Raw genomic sequence first — 18170 nt, 5'->3', positions numbered from 1 at the left:
ATAGACTCAATATTTCCGCTCTTTTTCCCCAGGGGGCTAAATGGCTACTCCTATTCCGGACGCAATTCGACGACAGGTGAATGCCGCCAGTGCGCTCATCCGCCAGCTTTTCGAGGAGAATCTCGTGGCTATTCATCTGTATGGTTCTGCTGTCGACAGCGGTTTAAAACCTCTCAGCGACATTGATTTGTTGGTCACCATACGGGAACCAATGGATGCCCGGTTAAGAGAAACCGTGATGCGGGAATTGCTGACCATTTCAGCGCCGCCCGGGACCTCAGAACGTTACCGCGCGCTGGAAGTCACCGTTGTTGTGTACTCGCTGATCGTACCGTGGCAATTCCCACCCGTAAGAGAAATGCAGTTTGGCGAGTGGTTGCGTGAGGAGATCGGCGCCGGCGTGTTTGAACCGGCGCTGGCGGATGCTGATCTTGCCATTTTGCTGACCCAGGCCCGGCGCGCCAGCGTACCGTTGTTCGGTGAACCCGCTGATATATTTTTCAACGCCATTCCTGCCAATGATGTCTTGAAAACGTTTCGACATACTCTTGAACAGTGGCAAGAACCCGCAGATTTAGAGGGTGATGAGCGCAATATTATTCTGGCTCTGGCGCGTATCTGGTACAGCGTCGTGACCGGCGATATTGTCGCTAAGGATGAGGCCGCGTCGTGGCTCATGCCTAAATTGCCCGTTGAGCATGCTGACACGCTGCAAGCTGCATGTGCGGAATATCTGGGGGTGGCCAAAACGAACTGGGCTGAATCCATGCCGTCAGTACAACGGTTTGTATGGCATGCAAAAAAACAGATTACCGATCTGCTTGAATAGGTTATTCAACGTCGTCGGGGATTCATTCCTGTTAACTCCATCTGAATGACCTGACAGCATCGATTATGAGAGGCAGGCCTTTACCTTTACATGACGTCTGCATCTTTCTATATTCAAAAATCGAATCAATAAGTCACCGAAATTCTGATATTTATAACCCCGGAACCGGTCACCTTAATGGACGAAAAAATGGGTAAAGCAGTTATTGCAATTCACGGCGGCGCCGGGGCTATTACCCGTGCACAGCTGAGCCAGGAGCAGGAGTTGCGTTATATACAGGCGCTGTCAGATGTTGTCGAAACCGGTCAGCGGATGCTCGAAGAGGGGCGTAGCGCACTGGATGTGGTGACCGAGGCCGTGCGTCTGCTGGAAGAGTGCCCGCTGTTTAATGCCGGAATTGGCGCAGTATATACCCGTGATGAAACCCATGAGCTGGACGCCTGCGTGATGGACGGTAATACCCTGAAAGCGGGAGCCGTCGCGGGAGTCAGTCATCTGCGAAATCCAGTTCTCGCGGCACGCCTGGTGATGGAACACAGCCCACACGTCATGATGATAGGTGAGGGGGCAGAGAATTTTGCCATTGCGCAGGGTATGGAGCGCGTTTCGGCGGATATTTTCTCGACGCCAGAACGCTACGCTCAACTGCTGGCGGCGCGAACGGCGGGTGAAATGGTGCTGGATCATAACGCTACCCCACTGGATGAGAACAACAAAATGGGTACCGTGGGGGCGGTTGCGCTGGATATGTCTGGTAATCTGGCGGCGGCGACATCGACCGGCGGGATGACCAACAAATTGCCGGGCCGGGTGGGTGACAGTCCACTGGTTGGCGCAGGCTGTTATGCCAATAACGCAAACGTGGCGGTTTCCTGCACCGGAACTGGAGAAGTCTTTATTCGTGCGCTGGCGGCTTATGACATTGCGGCATTGATGGATTATGGCGGCCTGAGTTTATCTGAGGCGTGCGAGCGTGTGGTGATGGAAAAATTACCGGCGTTGGGCGGCAGTGGCGGCTTAATTGCTATCGATCATGAGGGCAATGTCGCCTTACCGTTTAACATTGAAGGCATGTACCGTGCCTGGGGATACGCGGGCGATACGCCAACCACCGGTATTTATCGGGAAAAAGGAGATACCGTTGCCACACAGTGATGAGCTTGACGTCAGTGACGTGCTGGCAGTGAGTAACCTGAACATTGCCTTTGAACAGGAACAGCAGCGCGTAAGTGCGGTGCGTAATCTGTCATTTCGTCTGAAGCGTGGCGAAACGCTGGCGATAGTTGGCGAGTCCGGTTCAGGAAAGTCGGTCACGGCTTTGTCGCTGATGCGTCTGATAGAACAGGCTGGCGGCGAGGTGAGCTGTGATGAAATGCTCCTCCGACGCCGCAACCGCCAGGTTATTGAGCTGGGTGAACAGAGCGCATCACAGATGCGCCACGTGCGCGGCGCGGATATCGCGATGATCTTTCAGGAGCCGATGACATCGCTAAATCCGGTGTTTACCGTGGGTGAGCAGATTGCTGAGTCTATCCGTTTACACCAGGGGGCCAGTCATGAAGAGGCGATGCTGGAAGCTAAACGGATGCTCGATCAGGTCCGTATTCCTGAGGCGAAGGCGATTTTATCGCGTTATCCGCACCAGCTTTCCGGCGGCATGCGCCAGCGCGTGATGATCGCCATGGCGCTGTCGTGCCGCCCTGCGGTGCTGATTGCCGATGAGCCGACCACCGCGCTGGATGTCACTATTCAGGCGCAGATCCTGCAACTCATAAAAGTGTTGCAGCAGGATATGTCGATGGGGGTGATCTTTATTACCCACGATATGGGTGTGGTGGCGGATATTGCCGACCGTGTGCTGGTAATGTATCAGGGTGAGGCGGTTGAAACCGGCAGCGTTGAGCAGATCTTTCATGCTCCCCAGCATCCCTATACTAAAGCGTTGCTGGCAGCCGTACCGCAGCTTGGCGCCATGAGCGGACAAGAGTATCCGCGCCGTTTCCCACTTATTTCTTTACACGATCCCAGTCATGTTGAACCGCAAACCGAGCAGGACACCGTGGTTGAAGGCGAGCCTATCCTACGGGTACGCAATCTGGTGACGCGTTTTCCTCTGCGCAGCGGCCTTCTTAACCGGGTAACCCGTGAGGTGCATGCGGTGGAAAACGTCAGCTTTGACCTGTGGCCGGGAGAAACGCTCTCGCTGGTGGGCGAGTCGGGCTGCGGCAAGTCCACCACAGGACGGGCGTTGCTGCGCCTGGTTGAGTCTCAGCGTGGAGAGATCATCTTCAACGGACAGCGGATTGATACCCTCGCCGCCAGCAAACTGCAGCCGCTGCGCCGGGACATTCAGTTCATCTTCCAGGACCCTTATGCATCGCTCGATCCTCGCCAGACGGTGGGATATTCCATTTTAGAGCCGTTACGGGTGCATGGATTACTGCAAGGTGATGCGGCGGCAAAACGGGTTGCCTGGCTGCTGGAGCGCGTAGGATTGCTCCCTGAGCATGCCTGGCGCTATCCGCACGAGTTTTCCGGCGGTCAGCGTCAGCGTATCTGCATTGCCCGGGCGCTGGCGCTCAATCCCAAGGTAATTATTGCCGATGAGTCGGTCTCGGCGCTGGATGTCTCGATTCGTGGGCAAATTATCAACTTGTTGCTCGACCTGCAGCGCGAAATGGGGATCGCATATCTGTTTATTTCCCACGATATGGCGGTAGTGGAGCGGATCAGTCACCGTGTGGCGGTGATGTATCTGGGGCAGATTGTCGAGATCGGCACCCGGCGGGCGGTATTTGAAAATCCACAGCATCCGTATACGCGCAAACTGATGGCGGCAGTACCGGTTGCCGATCCATCACATCATCGGCCCCAGCGCGTGCTGTTATCGGATGATATCCCCAGCAATATCCGCAAGCGCGGCGAAGAGATTTCCCCCGTGTCACTACAGTTAGTTGGCCCGGGGCATTATGTCGCGCGTCCACAACCAGAAAATGCGCTTTCGCGTTTATAACAGGCAGACAGGGTTTAAGGAGAATAACATGACAAAAATTGTTGCTCGAAAATGGCTGGTTGCTGTGGGAGTGGCCTCGGCGCTGGCCGCCGCACCGGGCTGGGCCGCCAAAGACGTGGTGGTGGCAGTGGGATCTAACTTCACCACGCTCGACCCCTATGACGCGAACGACACGTTGTCGCAGGCGGTAGCAAAGTCGTTTTATCAAGGACTGTTTGGCCTTGATAAAGAGATGAAGCTGAAAAATGTGCTGGCGGAGAGTTATACGGTTTCTGATGATGGCCTGACTTACACCCTTAAGCTGCGTCAGGGCGTGAAGTTTCAGGATGGCACTGACTTCAACGCCGATGCGGTCAAAGCTAACCTCGATCGGGCCAGTAATCCGGAAAACCATCTGAAACGCTACAACCTGTATAAGAATATTGATAAAACCGAGGTTGTCGACCCGTCGACGGTGAAGATTACGCTGAAGCAACCGTTCTCGGCATTCATCAATATTCTGGCGCACCCGGCAACGGCGATGATTTCGCCTGCCGCGCTGGAGAAATACGGTAAGGAGATCGGCTTTCATCCTGTCGGCACCGGACCGTATCAGCTTGAAACCTGGAATCAGACGGATTTTGTCAAGGTTAAGAAGTTCGCGGGCTACTGGCAGCAAGGGTTGCCAAAGCTTGACACGATTACCTGGCGTCCGGTGACCGACAACAACACGCGTGCGGCCATGCTGCAGACCGGGGAGGCGCAGTTTGCCTTCCCGATCCCTTACGAGCAGGCGGCGCTACTGGAGAAGAACAAAAACCTGGAACTGGTGGCCAGTCCGTCTATCATGCAGCGCTATATCAGCATGAACGTCACGCAAAAACCGTTCGATAACCCGAAGGTGCGTGAGGCGCTGAATTATGCCATCAACCGTCAGGCGCTGGTGAAAGTCGCTTTTGCCGGGTACGCGACGCCTGCCACCGGTGTTCTCCCGCCATCGATTGCCTATGCGCAAAGCTATACGCCGTGGCCTTACGATCCGGCGAAAGCGCGCGAGTTGCTGAAAGAAGCGGGTTACCCTAATGGTTTTACCACCACGCTATGGTCTTCGCATAACCACAGTACCGCGCAGAAAGTACTGCAATTTACCCAGCAGCAGTTGGCACAGGTGGGCATTAAGGCGCAGGTAACGGCGATGGACGCTGGTCAGCGAGCGGCGGAAGTTGAAGGTAAAGCGCAGAAAGAGAGCGGAGTGCGGATGTTCTACACCGGCTGGTCTGCTTCTACAGGTGAAGCGGACTGGGCGCTGTCGCCGCTATTTGCATCACAAAACTGGCCGCCGACGCTGTTTAACACGGCGTTCTACAGCAATAAGCAGGTGGACAGTGATTTAGCCGCGGCTTTGCAAACCAACGATCCGGCGCAGAAAGCGAAGCTGTACAAAGATGCGCAGGATATCATCTGGAAAGAGTCGCCGTGGATCCCGCTGGTGGTTGAAAAACTGATTTCGGCGCACAGCACCAGGTTGACGGGATTCTGGATCATGCCGGATACCGGATTTAGCTTTGATGATGCGGATTTAAAATAAGCGATGCATTCGGCCCCGTAATGCAGGGGCCGGCGAAGGGAGCGTGATGCTTAACTATGTTTTCAAGCGCCTGCTGGGGTTGATCCCAACGCTGTTGATTGTGGCGGTGCTGGTGTTTTTATTTGTTCACCTGCTACCCGGCGATCCGGCCCGGCTGATTGCCGGACCGGAGGCCGATGCTGAGGTGATTGAACTGGTGCGTAAGCAACTGGGTCTGGACCAACCGCTGCATATTCAGTTCTGGCATTACATGACCAACGTGTTGCAGGGCGATTTTGGAACCTCGATGGTTTCTCGCCGCCCGGTTGCGGAAGAGATTGCCAGCCGTTTTATGCCATCGCTATGGCTGACAATTGCCAGTATGGCGTGGGCAGTGTTATTTGGCATGACGGCGGGGATTATCGCCGCCGTGTGGCGTAATCGCTGGCCGGACAGGTTAAGTATGACGCTGGCGGTCACCGGGATCTCTTTTCCGGCTTTTGCGCTCGGCATGCTGCTTATGCAGATATTTTCCGTTGAACTCGGCTGGTTGCCCACCGTGGGCGCTGACACCTGGCTGCACTATATCCTCCCGTCAATTACGCTGGGGGCGGCGGTGGCTGCGGTGCTGGCCCGCTTTACCCGTGCTTCGTTTGTCGATGTGCTCAGTGAAGATTATATGCGCACCGCGCGAGCTAAAGGGGTGAGTGAAACCTGGGTGGTGTTGAAACATGGTCTGCGTAACGCGATGATCCCGGTGGTTACCATGATGGGGCTACAGTTTGGTTTTTTACTCGGCGGCTCAATCGTGGTTGAGAAGGTGTTTAACTGGCCAGGGCTTGGACGACTGTTAGTGGACTCAGTCGAAATGCGCGACTACCCGGTGATACAGGCCGAGGTGCTGTTATTCTCTCTGGAGTTTATTCTTATTAATTTAGTGGTGGATGTACTCTACGCCGCCATTAATCCGGCTATCAGGTACAAGTAAGGATGCGATTTTTTAACTGGCGCCGACAGGCGATTTTAAATGCGATGCCCCTTGTTAAGCCAGAGCAGATTCGCACGCCGTGGCATGAGTTCTGGCGTCGTTTCCGCCGCCAGCGCATGGCGATGATCGCGGGATTGTTTGTCCTTATCCTGATTATGGTGGCGATTTTTGCCCGCTGGCTGACGCCATTTGATGCCGAAAACTACTTCGATTATGACCGTCTGAATGACGGGCCGTCGATGCTGCACTGGTTCGGCGTTGACTCCCTGGGACGGGATATCTTTAGCCGTGTGCTGGTTGGCGCGCAAATCTCGCTGGCGGCAGGGGTCTTTGCCGTATTTATTGGCGCGACGATTGGCACCGTGTTGGGATTGCTGGCGGGATACTACGAAGGCTGGTGGGATCGACTGATTATGCGCATCTGCGATGTACTGTTCGCCTTTCCGGGTATTTTGCTGGCGATCGCTGTGGTGGCAGTGCTGGGCAGCGGTATTGCCAACGTGATTATTGCCGTGGCTATTTTTTCTATTCCGGCCTTCGCGCGCCTGGTGCGTGGGAATACGCTAGTGCTGAAGCAGCAGACCTTTATTGAATCTGCGCGCAGTATTGGCGCCAGCGATGCAACCATCATCTTTAACCATATTCTGCCGGGAACGGTCTCATCGATTGTGGTCTTTTTTACCATGCGAATTGGCACGTCGATTATCTCTGCCGCGAGCTTGTCATTTCTGGGATTGGGCGCGCAGCCGCCGACCCCGGAGTGGGGGGCAATGCTCAATGAGGCGCGGGCCGATATGGTGATTGCGCCGCATGTGGCGATTTTCCCGGCGGTGGCGATATTTCTGACGGTGCTGGCGTTTAACTTACTGGGCGATGGCCTGCGCGACGCGCTGGACCCGAAGATAAAAGGATAAACCACAGGCCGGATAAGACGTAACGCTTATCCGGCCTGCGTTGGGTTACGCTATTTAAACGCGGGTGCCCCACAGATCGTATTCATCTGCGTTTTCGACCTTCACGCGGATGATATCGCCAGGTTTCACCCTGGTTTCGCCATTCAGGTATACCGCGCCATCGATTTCCGGGGCGTCAGCCATACTGCGACCAATCGCGCCTTCTTCGTCAACTTCATCAACGATAACCAGAATTTCGCGGCCCACTTTCTCCTGCAAGCGTTCAGCAGAGATCTGCTGTTGCAACTGCATAAAGCGGTTCCAGCGTTCTTCTTTCACCTCTTCCGGGATTTGATCTGGCAGGTCATTGGCGCCAGCGCCTTCTACCGGGCTGTACTTAAAGCAGCCGACGCGATCCAGGCGTGCTTCCTTCAGGAAGTCGAGCAACATCTGGAAGTCTTCTTCTGTTTCCCCCGGGAAACCAACAATGAAGGTGGAGCGCAGCGTCAGTTCAGGACAAATTTCACGCCACTGCTTGATGCGCGCCAGCTGTCTGTCCACGGAGCCTGGGCGTTTCATCAGCTTGAGAATACGCGGGCTGGCATGCTGCAGCGGGATGTCCAGATACGGCAGAATTTTGCCTTCCGCCATCAACGGGATCACGTCATCAACGTGCGGGTAAGGATAGACGTAATGCAGACGCGTCCAGATCCCCAGTTTTGATAACTGTTCGCACAGATCAACCATGCTGGTTTTGACCGGCTCGCCGTTATGGAAACCGGTGCGATGCTTCACATCCACGCCGTACGCGGACGTATCCTGAGAAATGACCAGTATCTCTTTCACGCCCGCATCTACCAGACGCTTGGCTTCGCTGAGAACGTCGCCGATCGGACGACTCACCAGATCGCCACGCATCGACGGAATAATGCAGAACGTGCAGCGGTGGTTGCAGCCTTCAGAAATTTTCAGATAGGCATAATGGCGCGGAGTCAGCTTGACGCCCTGCTCAGGAACCAGACTCTGGAACGGGTTATGCTTTGGTTTTGGCACATAGTGATGAACGTGCTCCAGAACCTGTTCATAGCTGTGCGGACCGGTGATTTCCAGCACTTTCGGGTGGACTTCACGGATCTGATCGACTTTCGCGCCCAGACAGCCGGTAACGATCACCTTGCCGTTTTCGTTCAACGCTTCGCCGATTGCTTCCAGGGACTCCTGAACCGCGCTGTCGATAAAGCCGCAGGTGTTAACGATAACCATATCCGCGTCGTCGTAGCTTGGCACAACATCATAGCCTTCGGTACGAAGTTCGGTCAGGATGCGCTCAGAATCGACGAGGTTTTTCGGACAACCTAGTGATATAAAACCAATTTTTGCCATTTTCTTATACTGTACATTGCTCGTAATCGGGGGATTATACAGATGCCGTCACGGTACATCTATATCTGATCGGCATAAGACCGGGAGAATAAAGACCAATACCTATAAATAGTGGATCGGTTAGCGGAAGGTGTTTAGCGAGTCTAATTCCGGCTTTAAGTGTCACTTCTTGGCTGTAGAAATTAATTAGCGTAAATTTTTATCTCGTCGAGCGTTATTAATGAGGTTAAATTTGAAAGATATTGTTTTGCAGTCGAAGCTTGAAATGGCTAAAACTCTTTATGCTAATGGTGTGAGTTTATATTATATCTCACTGGCCACAGGCTTAAGTTGGCGTGCATTAATGACAGAATTAACGTTTATCGCCAGTCATGAAATTATTCGGCAAAAAACTGACGCTCGCAAACCCAGAGTTTAAATAATTCACCTGTCTATTACCCATCCTGCAAAATTTGAAAGGTAACGTTAATATGTATATTTCGCCACTGCCGCTCGCGGCGGACTCTGATGTTGATAAACTGAGAGATGATATTGCTAATAAACTTTTATTTACTATTGGCAAAGATCCCGCCATCGCCACGAAACGGGAGTGGCTTAATGCGACGTTATATGCGGTACGCGATCGAATGGTCGAGCGCTGGCACCGTTCTAATCGGGCACAATTCTCTCAGGATGCGCGCCAGGTTTATTATCTGTCGATGGAATTTTTAATTGGCCGTACGCTGTCTAATGCGTTGCTCTCGTTAGGTATTTACGACGAAGTCAGAAGCGCGCTTGAGGCAATGGGGCTGGAACTGGAAGAGCTGATTGACGAGGAAAATGATCCCGGACTTGGGAATGGCGGCCTTGGACGACTGGCGGCTTGTTTCCTTGATTCGCTGGCAACGCTTGGCCTGCCGGGATGCGGATACGGCATTCGCTATAACTACGGTATGTTTAAACAAAATATTGTCGATGGCGTGCAAAAAGAGTCGCTGGACTATTGGTTAGAATATGGTAATCCGTGGGAATTCAAACGTCATAATACGCATTATAAAGTGCGCTTTGGCGGGCGACTGCAACAAGAAGGGAATAAAACCCGCTGGCTAGAAACTGAAGATATTCTGGCGGTGGCCCATGACCAGATTATTCCCGGTTATGCGACGGACACCACCAATACTTTGCGGTTGTGGAACGTTCAGGTAAATAGTGAGGTCAATGCGGGCAAACTGAATCAGCAGGAAGACTTTGCTACGGAAGTGGAAAACAAATATCACTTCGAGCGGATCTCGCGAGTTTTGTACCCGGATGATTCGACTGATGCAGGGCGAGAACTGCGTTTACGCCAGGCCTATTTCCTGGCCTCGGCCACGATTCAGGACATCCTGAGCCGACATTATCAGTTGCACCGCACATACGATAATCTGGCCGATAAAATCGCTATCCACCTCAATGATACGCATCCGGTGCTGGCGATCCCTGAGCTGATGCGTTTGTTGATCGATCATCACCAGTTTAGTTGGGATAACGCGTTTGACGTGACCTGTCAGATTTTTTCTTATACCAACCATACGTTGATGAGCGAGGCGCTGGAAACCTGGCCGGTAGAAATGTTAAGTCGAATTTTACCGCGTCATTTGCAGATTATTTTTGAGATTAACGACCGCTTCCTGAAGACGTTACAGGAGCGCTATCGCGATGACAGCGAACTGTTGCAGCGCGTATCGCTGATTGATGAATCTAATGGGCGCGTGGTGCGCATGGCCTGGCTGGCGGTGGTTGTCAGCCATAAGGTAAATGGCGTGTCGGCGTTGCATTCAAAACTGATGACCGACTCTCTGTTTGCTGATTTTGCGCGTATCTTTCCTCTGCGTTTCACCAACGTAACCAATGGTGTCACGGCGCGGCGTTGGCTGGCGCTGGCTAATCCTCCGCTTGCCAATGTGCTGGATGAGAATATTGGTGAAAGCTGGCGGACCAAATTAGTGCAATTGGGCGAGTTAAAGCAATACATAGATTATCCGACGGTGAATGAGGCGGTACGCCGGGCGAAGTATGAAAATAAGCAGCGACTGGCGCAACATATTGCCGCCCATTACGGCGTGGTGGTGAATCCAGATGCGTTGTTTGATGTGCAGGTGAAACGTATTCACGAATACAAGCGGCAGCTTATGAATGTGCTGCATGTGATCACGCGCTATAACCGGATTAAAGCCGCGCCGGATGCCAACTGGGTTCCACGGGTGAATATTTTTGCCGGAAAAGCCGCCTCGTCTTATTACATGGCGAAGCAAATTATCCGCTTAATTAATGATGTGGCGCAGTTAGTCAACAATGACCCGCAAACAGGCGGCAAATTGAAGGTGGTTTTCATCCCGGATTACAGCGTCAGTCTCGCACAGCTAATTATTCCGGCTGCCGATCTGTCAGAGCAAATTTCTCTGGCCGGGACGGAAGCCTCCGGGACCAGCAATATGAAGTTTGGTATGAATGGCGCGTTGACCATCGGTACGCTCGACGGTGCGAATATTGAAATGCGCGAGTACGTTGGGGAAGATAACATCTTCATCTTTGGTAATACGGCTAATCAGGTTGCAGCCTTACGACGCGATGGCTATGACCCGCGACGCCTTTTTGAAAATGATGAGGAACTGCACCTGGCGCTGACGCAAATCGGTACGGGTATGTTCAGCCCTCAGGAGCCCGGACGTTACAGAGACGTGCTGGATTCATTAATCAATTTTGGCGACAACTATCAGGTGTTGGCGGATTACCGCAGCTATGTGAACTGTCAGGATGCGGTGGATGAGCTGTATCGAACTCCCCGGGAGTGGACGACCAGGACGATGCACAATATTGCCAACATGGGGTATTTCTCATCGGACAGAACGGTGCAGGAATATGCCGACCATATCTGGCGCATAGCTAAAATTCACATATAGCAATTTTCCCAACGCTGAGCCTCCCTGGTTTTCATAACAGGGAGGCGGTTTGCAAATCGGCCAGAATGGGGGAGAGGATCTTATGGGTATTGCTGTCTTTGCGCGATGAAGCAAACACGCTAAATTGCGGCAGGGGAAACGGCGTGTTTATTTTTTTCAGCCCATACAGATGAGCATGTGTTGCAAATACCTTTTCCGGGATCACACCTATACAATGGGTATTGGACACAATCGTCAGTATCGCCGTAAATGATGAGGTCAGCAGGCAGCGATCCCCGGATCTGAATTTTTTATCCACAATACTGCGATGGTAAATGATTTTTTCATTCTTGGTATTATAACCCACCAGGTTCGCGTTTCTGAATTGTGCTTCGCTAATGGAACTACCGTATAAATCGTTATTCTGCGACGCTACCAGTACCAGGCGCATATCGCATATTTTCTGGCATGAAAGGCTTGCTGACTCAACGGAAAAAGTTGAAAAAATGGCATCCGCCTGGCGCATATTCAATAACTCAATAATGCTCTGTTCATTCAGGTCGGCGGTGAGATGCAAGAGACTGATATCGGCGTCGGTATCGATTATCCTCGCGGTAACGTCGGGAATGACGATAGGGGAAATAAAAGATTCCGTATAGAGCGTTAGCCTTTTTTTGGCGGCAGGCGTGGAAAGCGGCATCAGCAACGACAGTTTGTCGATAATAGGGATCGTTTTATCATAAAGCTCATCAGAGTAGACCGTCGGTAACAGCGCATTTCCGCTGCGGACAAACAGATTATCCCCCATCATTTCGCGCAGTTTTCTCAAGGACTGGCTGACGGCAGAGGGTGAGATATTCAACATATCAGCGACTCGGGAGATACTGCCTACGCTATAGATCAAACAGAAAATCGTCAGCAGATTGAGATCAATTTTTGAGAGCGTGCGAATTTTCTCTGCATCATTTGCTTTCGACATAGACCCCTCATAATCAGCACTACGGCAGTAATCACATCAGGTATAGCAAAAAATGTCATGCCAGCGGGAAACTGACTCTTTTCGCTAAGCGCATCGCCTGGAGTTGTAACATTGTAAATTATGTTAATCAATTGAGCTTTGTTGATGTAGGACATCTATTTGTTCAAAAAACAACCATACTATTAAGTTGCACCATGGTTGGAAAGAGGAGGAACAAAGTATGGTTGTTGACAGACTGAGAACCGATCTTCTCAACAAATTGATAAACGCCCGTATCGAACTTGCCGCTTATCTGCTGTTGAGAAAAGCGAAAGGCTACATGTCAGTCAGCGAGAGCGATCGTCTGCGTGATAATTTTTTTGTGCTGAATCGCGAATTGCACGAGCAATCACAGCTTCACGGTATGCATCTTGATCAGGAAGAGTGGAATGCCCTTCATCGTGCTGAAGGGGCGTTAGCCGCCGCCGCTGTTTGTCTTATGAGTGGACATCACGATTGTCCAACTTTTATCGCCGTTAACGCAGATAAACTGGAAAACTGCCTGACAACGCTGACGCTGAGCATCCAGTGTTTGCAATCTTATCCAACGCTGGAACACGTCTGAATCAGGGGGAGGGCGCTCCCCCTTTTCGTTAAGATTATGTAAATGTGACGGGATAATTCCCCCTGCTGGCTACGCTTTATGCAGAGCCATTAAGGAGGTGTTATGCGTCGACTCTTTCTCTGTGCTATCCCACTTGCGCTATTTTCCTCTTATGCCGCCGCGGTAAAGGTGGAGGTGCTGCAAACCAAACTTGATCACCCGTGGTCGCTGGCTTTTTTACCCGATAATCGCGGTATATTAATTACCCTTAAAGGCGGCCAGCTTAGACTTTGGCAACCTGATAAGGGGCTTTCCGACCCGCTGAACGGCGTACCTAAAGTCTGGGCGAATGGTCAGGGAGGATTGTTGGATGTGGCGTTAGCGCCTGATTTTGCACAATCCCGGCGAGTGTGGCTCAGCTTTGCTGAAGCCGACAGTGAAGGTAAAGCCGGTACGGCGGTAGGTTACGGACGCCTGAGCGACGATCTCAAACACCTGCAAGCGTTCCAGACCGTTTTTCGCCAACAGCCGAAGCTCTCAACCGGAAACCATTTTGGCGGGCGCATGGTGTTTGATGGCCATGGCTATCTGTTTATTGGCCTGGGTGAAAATAACCAACGTGCAACCGCGCAGGATCTGGATAAATTGCAGGGCAAGGTGGTACGTCTGACCGACGAGGGCAAAACGCCGCCGGATAATCCGTTTGTGAATCAGGCGGGGGCGCGGGCAGAAATTTGGTCGTATGGCATCCGTAATCCACAAGGTATGGCGATGAATCCATGGAGCGATGCGCTGTGGCTCAATGAGCATGGTCCGCGCGGAGGCGATGAAATCAATATCCCCGCAAGAGGCAAAAACTACGGTTGGCCGATCGCCACCTGGGGCGTTAATTACAGTGGTCTTAAAATTCCCGAAGCGAAAGGCCAAATTGTTGCGGGTACTGAGCAACCCATCTTTTACTGGGAAAAGTCGCCGGCAGTTAGCGGAATGGCTTTTTATGATAGCGATACCTTCCCGCAGTGGCGGCAGAAGTTATTCATTGGCGCATTGAAAGATAAAGAGGTGATCGTGCTGAGCGTCAAAGGGAATGCGGTCACGGAGGATGGTCGCATTTTACAGGATAGAGGGCAGCGGATCCGCGATGTGCGCGTCGGACCAGACGGCTATTTGTACGTGTTAACCGACGAGTCCGACGGGGAATTATTGAAAGTGAGTCCCTGAGCTGATTAGCTGACCGGGATCATTACCACTTTTTGAAATGCCGGGCGTTCAGTCAGTTGCTGATACCAGCGTTCCAGGTGTGGCCGCGGGGTCCAGGTGAGACCAACGTTGAACAGGTTATAGACGAATGGCGCAATGGCGATATCCGCCGTGCCGAATTCCGCTCCGGAGAACCACGGCTGGTCCGCCAGCGCGTTATCCAGAATAGCAAACAGCTTATCGCAAACCTGAGTACTTGCCTCAATGGCTGCCATGTCGCGCTGATCGACCGGCGTTCTGACCAGACCAAATAAGATAACCCGGTGCGTAGGACTCAGCGTCTGGTTCGCCCAGTCCATCCATTTTTCGCCGACAGCACGCGCGGCCGGGGCGTCAATCCATAAGCGATTTTGTCCGTACTGAGCCGCCAGATAACGGACTATAGTATTGGATTCCCACAGGACAACGTCCGTTTCATCATCGCGTAGCAGTGGGACCAACCCGTTCGGGTTCATCGCCAGATAGCCGGCGTCGCGGTTACCGCCATGCTGCCCGCCCGCCAGAATTTGGTTATACGGCAGTTCCAGTTCTTCAAGCGTCCACAATACTTTTTTTACGTTGGTCGAGTTATTGCGACCCCACAGTGTAATCATAGTAACCCCGCAAATTAATTGAGCAGCTTCATGGCTGCAGATACCCTCTGACTCGCTCACATGGTGGGGTAAACCTAATATTTACGCAACAACGTCTAAAAAAATCGTGCCAGGGGCAGCGCTGCGCGGCGTTATTGCATAAACTTTAAAAACTTTACCAACTTACGGTTTCTTTAAGCTCGTTAGTGCGTTATTACTCACCGCACTTATTTTACACGTCATCCATCAGACTTTTTCTGCAATGGGTTGGCCGAGGTTGTCTGGCCAGTTTTGTGTAAACACGGTGTGGTATGACGTGGTTTTTTAGAATGGATACTCGGGTGGCATTTATGACGCAATACTTCTCTTCACTTCGCAGCTTTGCTGCAGGTTCTGCACTCTTAATCCTTTTGGCGCCGACCGTACAGGCGGCGGAGCAACCCACGGCTCCTCCGAGCGTGGACGCGCGTGCATGGATCCTGATGGATTACGCCAGCGGCAAGGTGCTGGCGGAAGGTAATGCTGATGAGAAACTGGATCCTGCCAGTCTGACCAAGATTATGACCAGCTATGTGGTCGGTCAGGCGCTGAAGGCCGGAAAAATTAATCTCAACGACATGGTCACCGTGGGCAAAGATGCCTGGGCGACCGGTAATCCGGCCCTGCGCGGTTCGTCGGTTATGTTCCTCAAACCTGGCGATCAGGTTGCGGTATCCGATCTGAACAAAGGCGTTATCATTCAGTCTGGTAATGATGCCTGTATCGCACTCGCTGATTACGTTGCCGGGAGCCAGGAGTCCTTCATCGGTCTGATGAACGGTTACGCGAAAAAGCTGGGACTGACCAATACCACGTTCCAGACGGTGCATGGCCTGGATGCGGCAGGGCAGTTCAGTACCGCGCGTGATATGGCGTTGCTCGGCAAGGCGTTAATCCACGATGTGCCCGAAGAGTACGCTATTCACAAAGAGAAAGAGTTTACCTTTAATAAAATTCGCCAGCCGAACCGCAACCGTCTGTTGTGGAGCACCAACCTGAACGTGGACGGAATGAAAACCGGTACCACAGCGGGCGCAGGTTATAACCTCGTCGCTTCCGCGACCCAGGGGGATATGCGCCTGATCTCCGTCGTGCTGGGAGCGAAAACCGACCGTATCCGTTTTAATGAATCCGAAAAGCTGCTGACCTGGGGCTTCCGCTTCTTTGAAACCGTTACGCCGATCAAGCCGGATGCCACCTTCGTGACTCAGCGCGTCTGGTTTGGCGATAAGAGCGAAGTCAATTTGGGGGCCGGGGAAGCGGGTTCGGTTACCATCCCGCGCGGTCAGCTTAAGAACCTGAAAGCCAGCTTTACGCTGACCGAGCCACAGTTAACTGCGCCGCTGAAAAAGGGGCAGGTTGTGGGGACTATCGACTTCCAGTTGAACGGTAAATCTATTGAGCAGCGTCCGTTGATGGTGATGGAAGCGGTGGAAGAGGGTGGTTTCTTTAGCCGGATGTGGGATTTTGTGATGATGAAGTTCCACCAGTGGTTTGGCGGTTGGTTCTCTTAATCTTACCGATTGCCGGATGGCGCTACTATCGCTGTCCGGCAGTATCACCTAATACAACAGCTTTATGCGTTGCGCCTTAGCGTATTCCACAAACTCATCGTCGGGGCGGCTATCACTGATGATGGTATCAAAACGTTTTAATTCCCCCATCCTCGCAGGACGTACCTTCCCAAACTTGCTGTGGTCGACCACCAGAACGTGATGCTGCGCCATCGACATTGCCCAGTGTTTCACCGCTAATTCTTCCAGATTAAAGCAGGTCGCGCCTTTCTCAATGTGCACGCCAGCCGCGGAATAAAAGGCGATATCCGGGCACAGATTATTCAGTGTTTCCTGAAAATCGAGCGGTTTGAAGATGGCGTTACTGGCATGAAATTCCCCACCACACAGAATGACGCGACACTGCGGTTTTTCCTGCAATACCAGAAACGTATTTAGCGAGTAGCAGATTGCGGTGAAAGGCAGTTCATTGTCGATAGCCTCAATAATCCACGGCGTGGTCGTGCCGCAGTCGAAAAAGATGGTCTGATGCGCCTGTACGAGGCTCGCCGCCTGCTGGGCGGCACGGCGCTTTTCATCAACCAGACGGGATTTTTGATCGCTGATTAAATAGTGGTTGGCGCTGCGGGGCTCCAGAACAATATAGCCCCCGAGCAAGACGACAGGCGCATTGTTATTATTCAGGTCGCGACGAATGGTCATCTCAGATACGCCCAGCAGCGTCGCGGCTTCTTTGAGGTGTAATTTATCGCTGCGTTTCAGCGCCTGTAGCAACTGACCAATACGCTCGTCGCGTCGAGTTTCCATAGTTCCCCTGGAGAGTAGTATAAGTGCTCGTATTGCGCCTAATACTACTCTTTTTACCGTGGGTTAGTCACGCACCCAGCCTTTACGGATGGGCAGAGCGAAACAGGTGCGATAGCAGGTCTGCAAGCCGAAATATAGGGTGGCGCCGAACCGTTGCCAGATCATCTGGGCGCTCAGGCAACCGATCAGCCCAGCCAGGAATCCGCCCAGCATATCCAGCGGCCAGTGTACGCCAAGGTAAACGCGCGACCATGCAATCGCCACGGCGACAACCATCAGCAGCGCGCCAGTCCACAGACGATGCCAGAACAGGAAAGCCAGAGCAAAAGTAAAGATAACCGTGCCGTGATCGCTCGGGAAAGAGTCATCCGCCGCATGGTGGAGGAAGTTGTACCCAATGTGGTTAACGAACGGACGATCGTGGGGGAACAGATGCCCCATCAGCCATGAAATAGTCAGGCCGACTGCCAGCGCTATCGCCATTTTTATGACCAACTGGCGCTGGAGAGTAACCTGAGCGCGCGGTCCCCAAAGCCAGAGAATAACGGCTAACAGCGGGACAATGCTGATTAAATCTTTGGCAATAAATATGGCGAGCGAGATAGCCCATTGCGCAGAGTCCGGCGTGGCATTGATGAGATAAAAAAGCGAGTTGTTCAGGTTTTCCAGCATAACGTCCAGACTCAGTGTAATTGTCAAAAGGCCCATAGGGGGAGAGCATAAAATTGCTGTTACAGGATAAAAAGCGGTCTTGTCTTATTTGTCTGCTAAATGACTATTTTTAAGACAATTAATGGGACTTATTGAGCATGATAGCGGCCTCAACTTAAATTAACCTTAAAGCAAAATGTTCTTGAGCAAATG

Annotated in this window: 16 protein-coding genes; 11 read left to right on the top strand and 5 right to left on the bottom strand. The window is 52.4% G+C overall.

Annotated features, from left to right (window positions below):
* Positions 1 to 40 precede the first annotated feature (40 nt).
* The 6 genes from FDW97_RS09895 (at position 41) to gsiD (ending at position 7290) form a co-directional block, all read left to right on the top strand.
* On the top strand, positions 41 to 829 hold the full coding sequence (locus FDW97_RS09895) for an aminoglycoside adenylyltransferase family protein (RefSeq protein WP_085047452.1): 789 nt from the start codon (positions 41 to 43) through the stop codon (positions 827 to 829).
* A 189-nt stretch (positions 830 to 1018) separates the two neighbouring features.
* Positions 1019 to 1984, top strand: coding sequence for a beta-aspartyl-peptidase (gene iaaA, locus FDW97_RS09890; RefSeq protein WP_137350984.1), 966 nt, complete (start codon positions 1019 to 1021; stop codon positions 1982 to 1984).
* Positions 1971 to 3842, top strand: a complete 1872-nt coding sequence (gene gsiA / locus FDW97_RS09885; protein ID WP_137350983.1) for a glutathione ABC transporter ATP-binding protein GsiA — start codon at positions 1971 to 1973, stop codon at positions 3840 to 3842. The genes iaaA and gsiA overlap by 14 nt, the downstream gene beginning before the upstream one ends.
* 28 nt (positions 3843 to 3870) lie before the next feature.
* On the top strand, positions 3871 to 5409 hold the full coding sequence (gene gsiB / locus FDW97_RS09880; protein ID WP_137350982.1) for a glutathione ABC transporter substrate-binding protein GsiB: 1539 nt from the start codon (positions 3871 to 3873) through the stop codon (positions 5407 to 5409).
* Between the two features lie 46 nt (positions 5410 to 5455).
* A complete protein-coding gene (gene gsiC, locus FDW97_RS09875) occupies positions 5456 to 6376 on the top strand; it encodes a glutathione ABC transporter permease GsiC (RefSeq protein WP_069323225.1) in 921 nt (306 codons plus the stop codon).
* A 2-nt stretch (positions 6377 to 6378) separates the two neighbouring features.
* On the top strand, positions 6379 to 7290 hold the full coding sequence (gsiD, locus tag FDW97_RS09870; RefSeq protein WP_069323226.1) for a glutathione ABC transporter permease GsiD: 912 nt from the start codon (positions 6379 to 6381) through the stop codon (positions 7288 to 7290).
* A 54-nt stretch (positions 7291 to 7344) separates the two neighbouring features.
* Here the strand turns inward: gsiD and rimO are convergent, their stop codons facing one another.
* A complete protein-coding gene (rimO, locus tag FDW97_RS09865) occupies positions 7345 to 8652 on the bottom strand; it encodes a 30S ribosomal protein S12 methylthiotransferase RimO (protein ID WP_038639187.1) in 1308 nt (435 codons plus the stop codon).
* A gap of 232 nt (positions 8653 to 8884) precedes the next feature.
* On the opposite strand from rimO, the gene FDW97_RS09860 reads away from it, so the two are divergent.
* Both FDW97_RS09860 and glgP read left to right on the top strand, forming a co-directional pair.
* On the top strand, positions 8885 to 9070 hold the full coding sequence (locus FDW97_RS09860) for a glycine cleavage system protein T (protein WP_223229568.1): 186 nt from the start codon (positions 8885 to 8887) through the stop codon (positions 9068 to 9070).
* Between the two features lie 52 nt (positions 9071 to 9122).
* The gene (gene glgP, locus FDW97_RS09855) at positions 9123 to 11573 is read left to right on the top strand and encodes a glycogen phosphorylase (protein ID WP_137350981.1); all 2451 of its coding nucleotides are present in this window, start codon (positions 9123 to 9125) and stop codon (positions 11571 to 11573) included.
* 31 nt (positions 11574 to 11604) lie between these two features.
* Here the strand turns inward: glgP and FDW97_RS09850 are convergent, their stop codons facing one another.
* Entirely contained in the window at positions 11605 to 12531 is a 927-nt protein-coding gene (locus tag FDW97_RS09850; RefSeq protein ID WP_121528816.1) for a LysR family transcriptional regulator, read from the bottom strand.
* Between the two features lie 220 nt (positions 12532 to 12751).
* Between FDW97_RS09850 and bssR the strand changes: the two genes are divergently transcribed.
* Together bssR and FDW97_RS09840 are read left to right on the top strand one after the other, a co-directional pair.
* Complete coding sequence (bssR, locus tag FDW97_RS09845) at positions 12752 to 13135, top strand: biofilm formation regulator BssR (RefSeq protein ID WP_038639191.1); 384 nt, start codon at positions 12752 to 12754, stop codon at positions 13133 to 13135.
* A 102-nt stretch (positions 13136 to 13237) separates the two neighbouring features.
* Positions 13238 to 14335, top strand: coding sequence for a PQQ-dependent sugar dehydrogenase (locus FDW97_RS09840; protein WP_137350980.1), 1098 nt, complete (start codon positions 13238 to 13240; stop codon positions 14333 to 14335).
* 5 nt (positions 14336 to 14340) lie between these two features.
* Here FDW97_RS09840 and FDW97_RS09835 read toward each other — a convergent pair whose 3' ends face one another.
* Positions 14341 to 14967, bottom strand: a complete 627-nt coding sequence (locus tag FDW97_RS09835) for a glutathione S-transferase family protein (RefSeq protein ID WP_137350979.1) — start codon at positions 14965 to 14967, stop codon at positions 14341 to 14343.
* A 329-nt stretch (positions 14968 to 15296) separates the two neighbouring features.
* Here FDW97_RS09835 and dacC point away from each other — a divergent pair, with 329 nt between their 5' ends.
* Positions 15297 to 16499, top strand: coding sequence for a serine-type D-Ala-D-Ala carboxypeptidase (gene dacC, locus FDW97_RS09830; protein WP_032940149.1), 1203 nt, complete (start codon positions 15297 to 15299; stop codon positions 16497 to 16499).
* A gap of 48 nt (positions 16500 to 16547) precedes the next feature.
* Here the strand turns inward: dacC and deoR are convergent, their stop codons facing one another.
* Both deoR and ybjG read right to left on the bottom strand, forming a co-directional pair.
* Entirely contained in the window at positions 16548 to 17306 is a 759-nt protein-coding gene (deoR, locus tag FDW97_RS09825) for a DNA-binding transcriptional repressor DeoR (protein WP_042309541.1), read from the bottom strand.
* 63 nt (positions 17307 to 17369) lie between these two features.
* A complete protein-coding gene (ybjG, locus tag FDW97_RS09820) occupies positions 17370 to 17978 on the bottom strand; it encodes an undecaprenyl-diphosphate phosphatase (RefSeq protein ID WP_038639201.1) in 609 nt (202 codons plus the stop codon).
* Positions 17979 to 18170: the final 192 nt, after the last annotated feature.

The organism is Citrobacter sp. wls708 (genome assembly GCF_005281255.1).
Classification (GTDB): Bacteria; Pseudomonadota; Gammaproteobacteria; order Enterobacterales; family Enterobacteriaceae; genus Citrobacter; species Citrobacter werkmanii.
The sequence above is the reverse complement of the archived record's forward strand: the minus strand, read 5'-3'. Positions and strand labels throughout refer to the sequence as shown.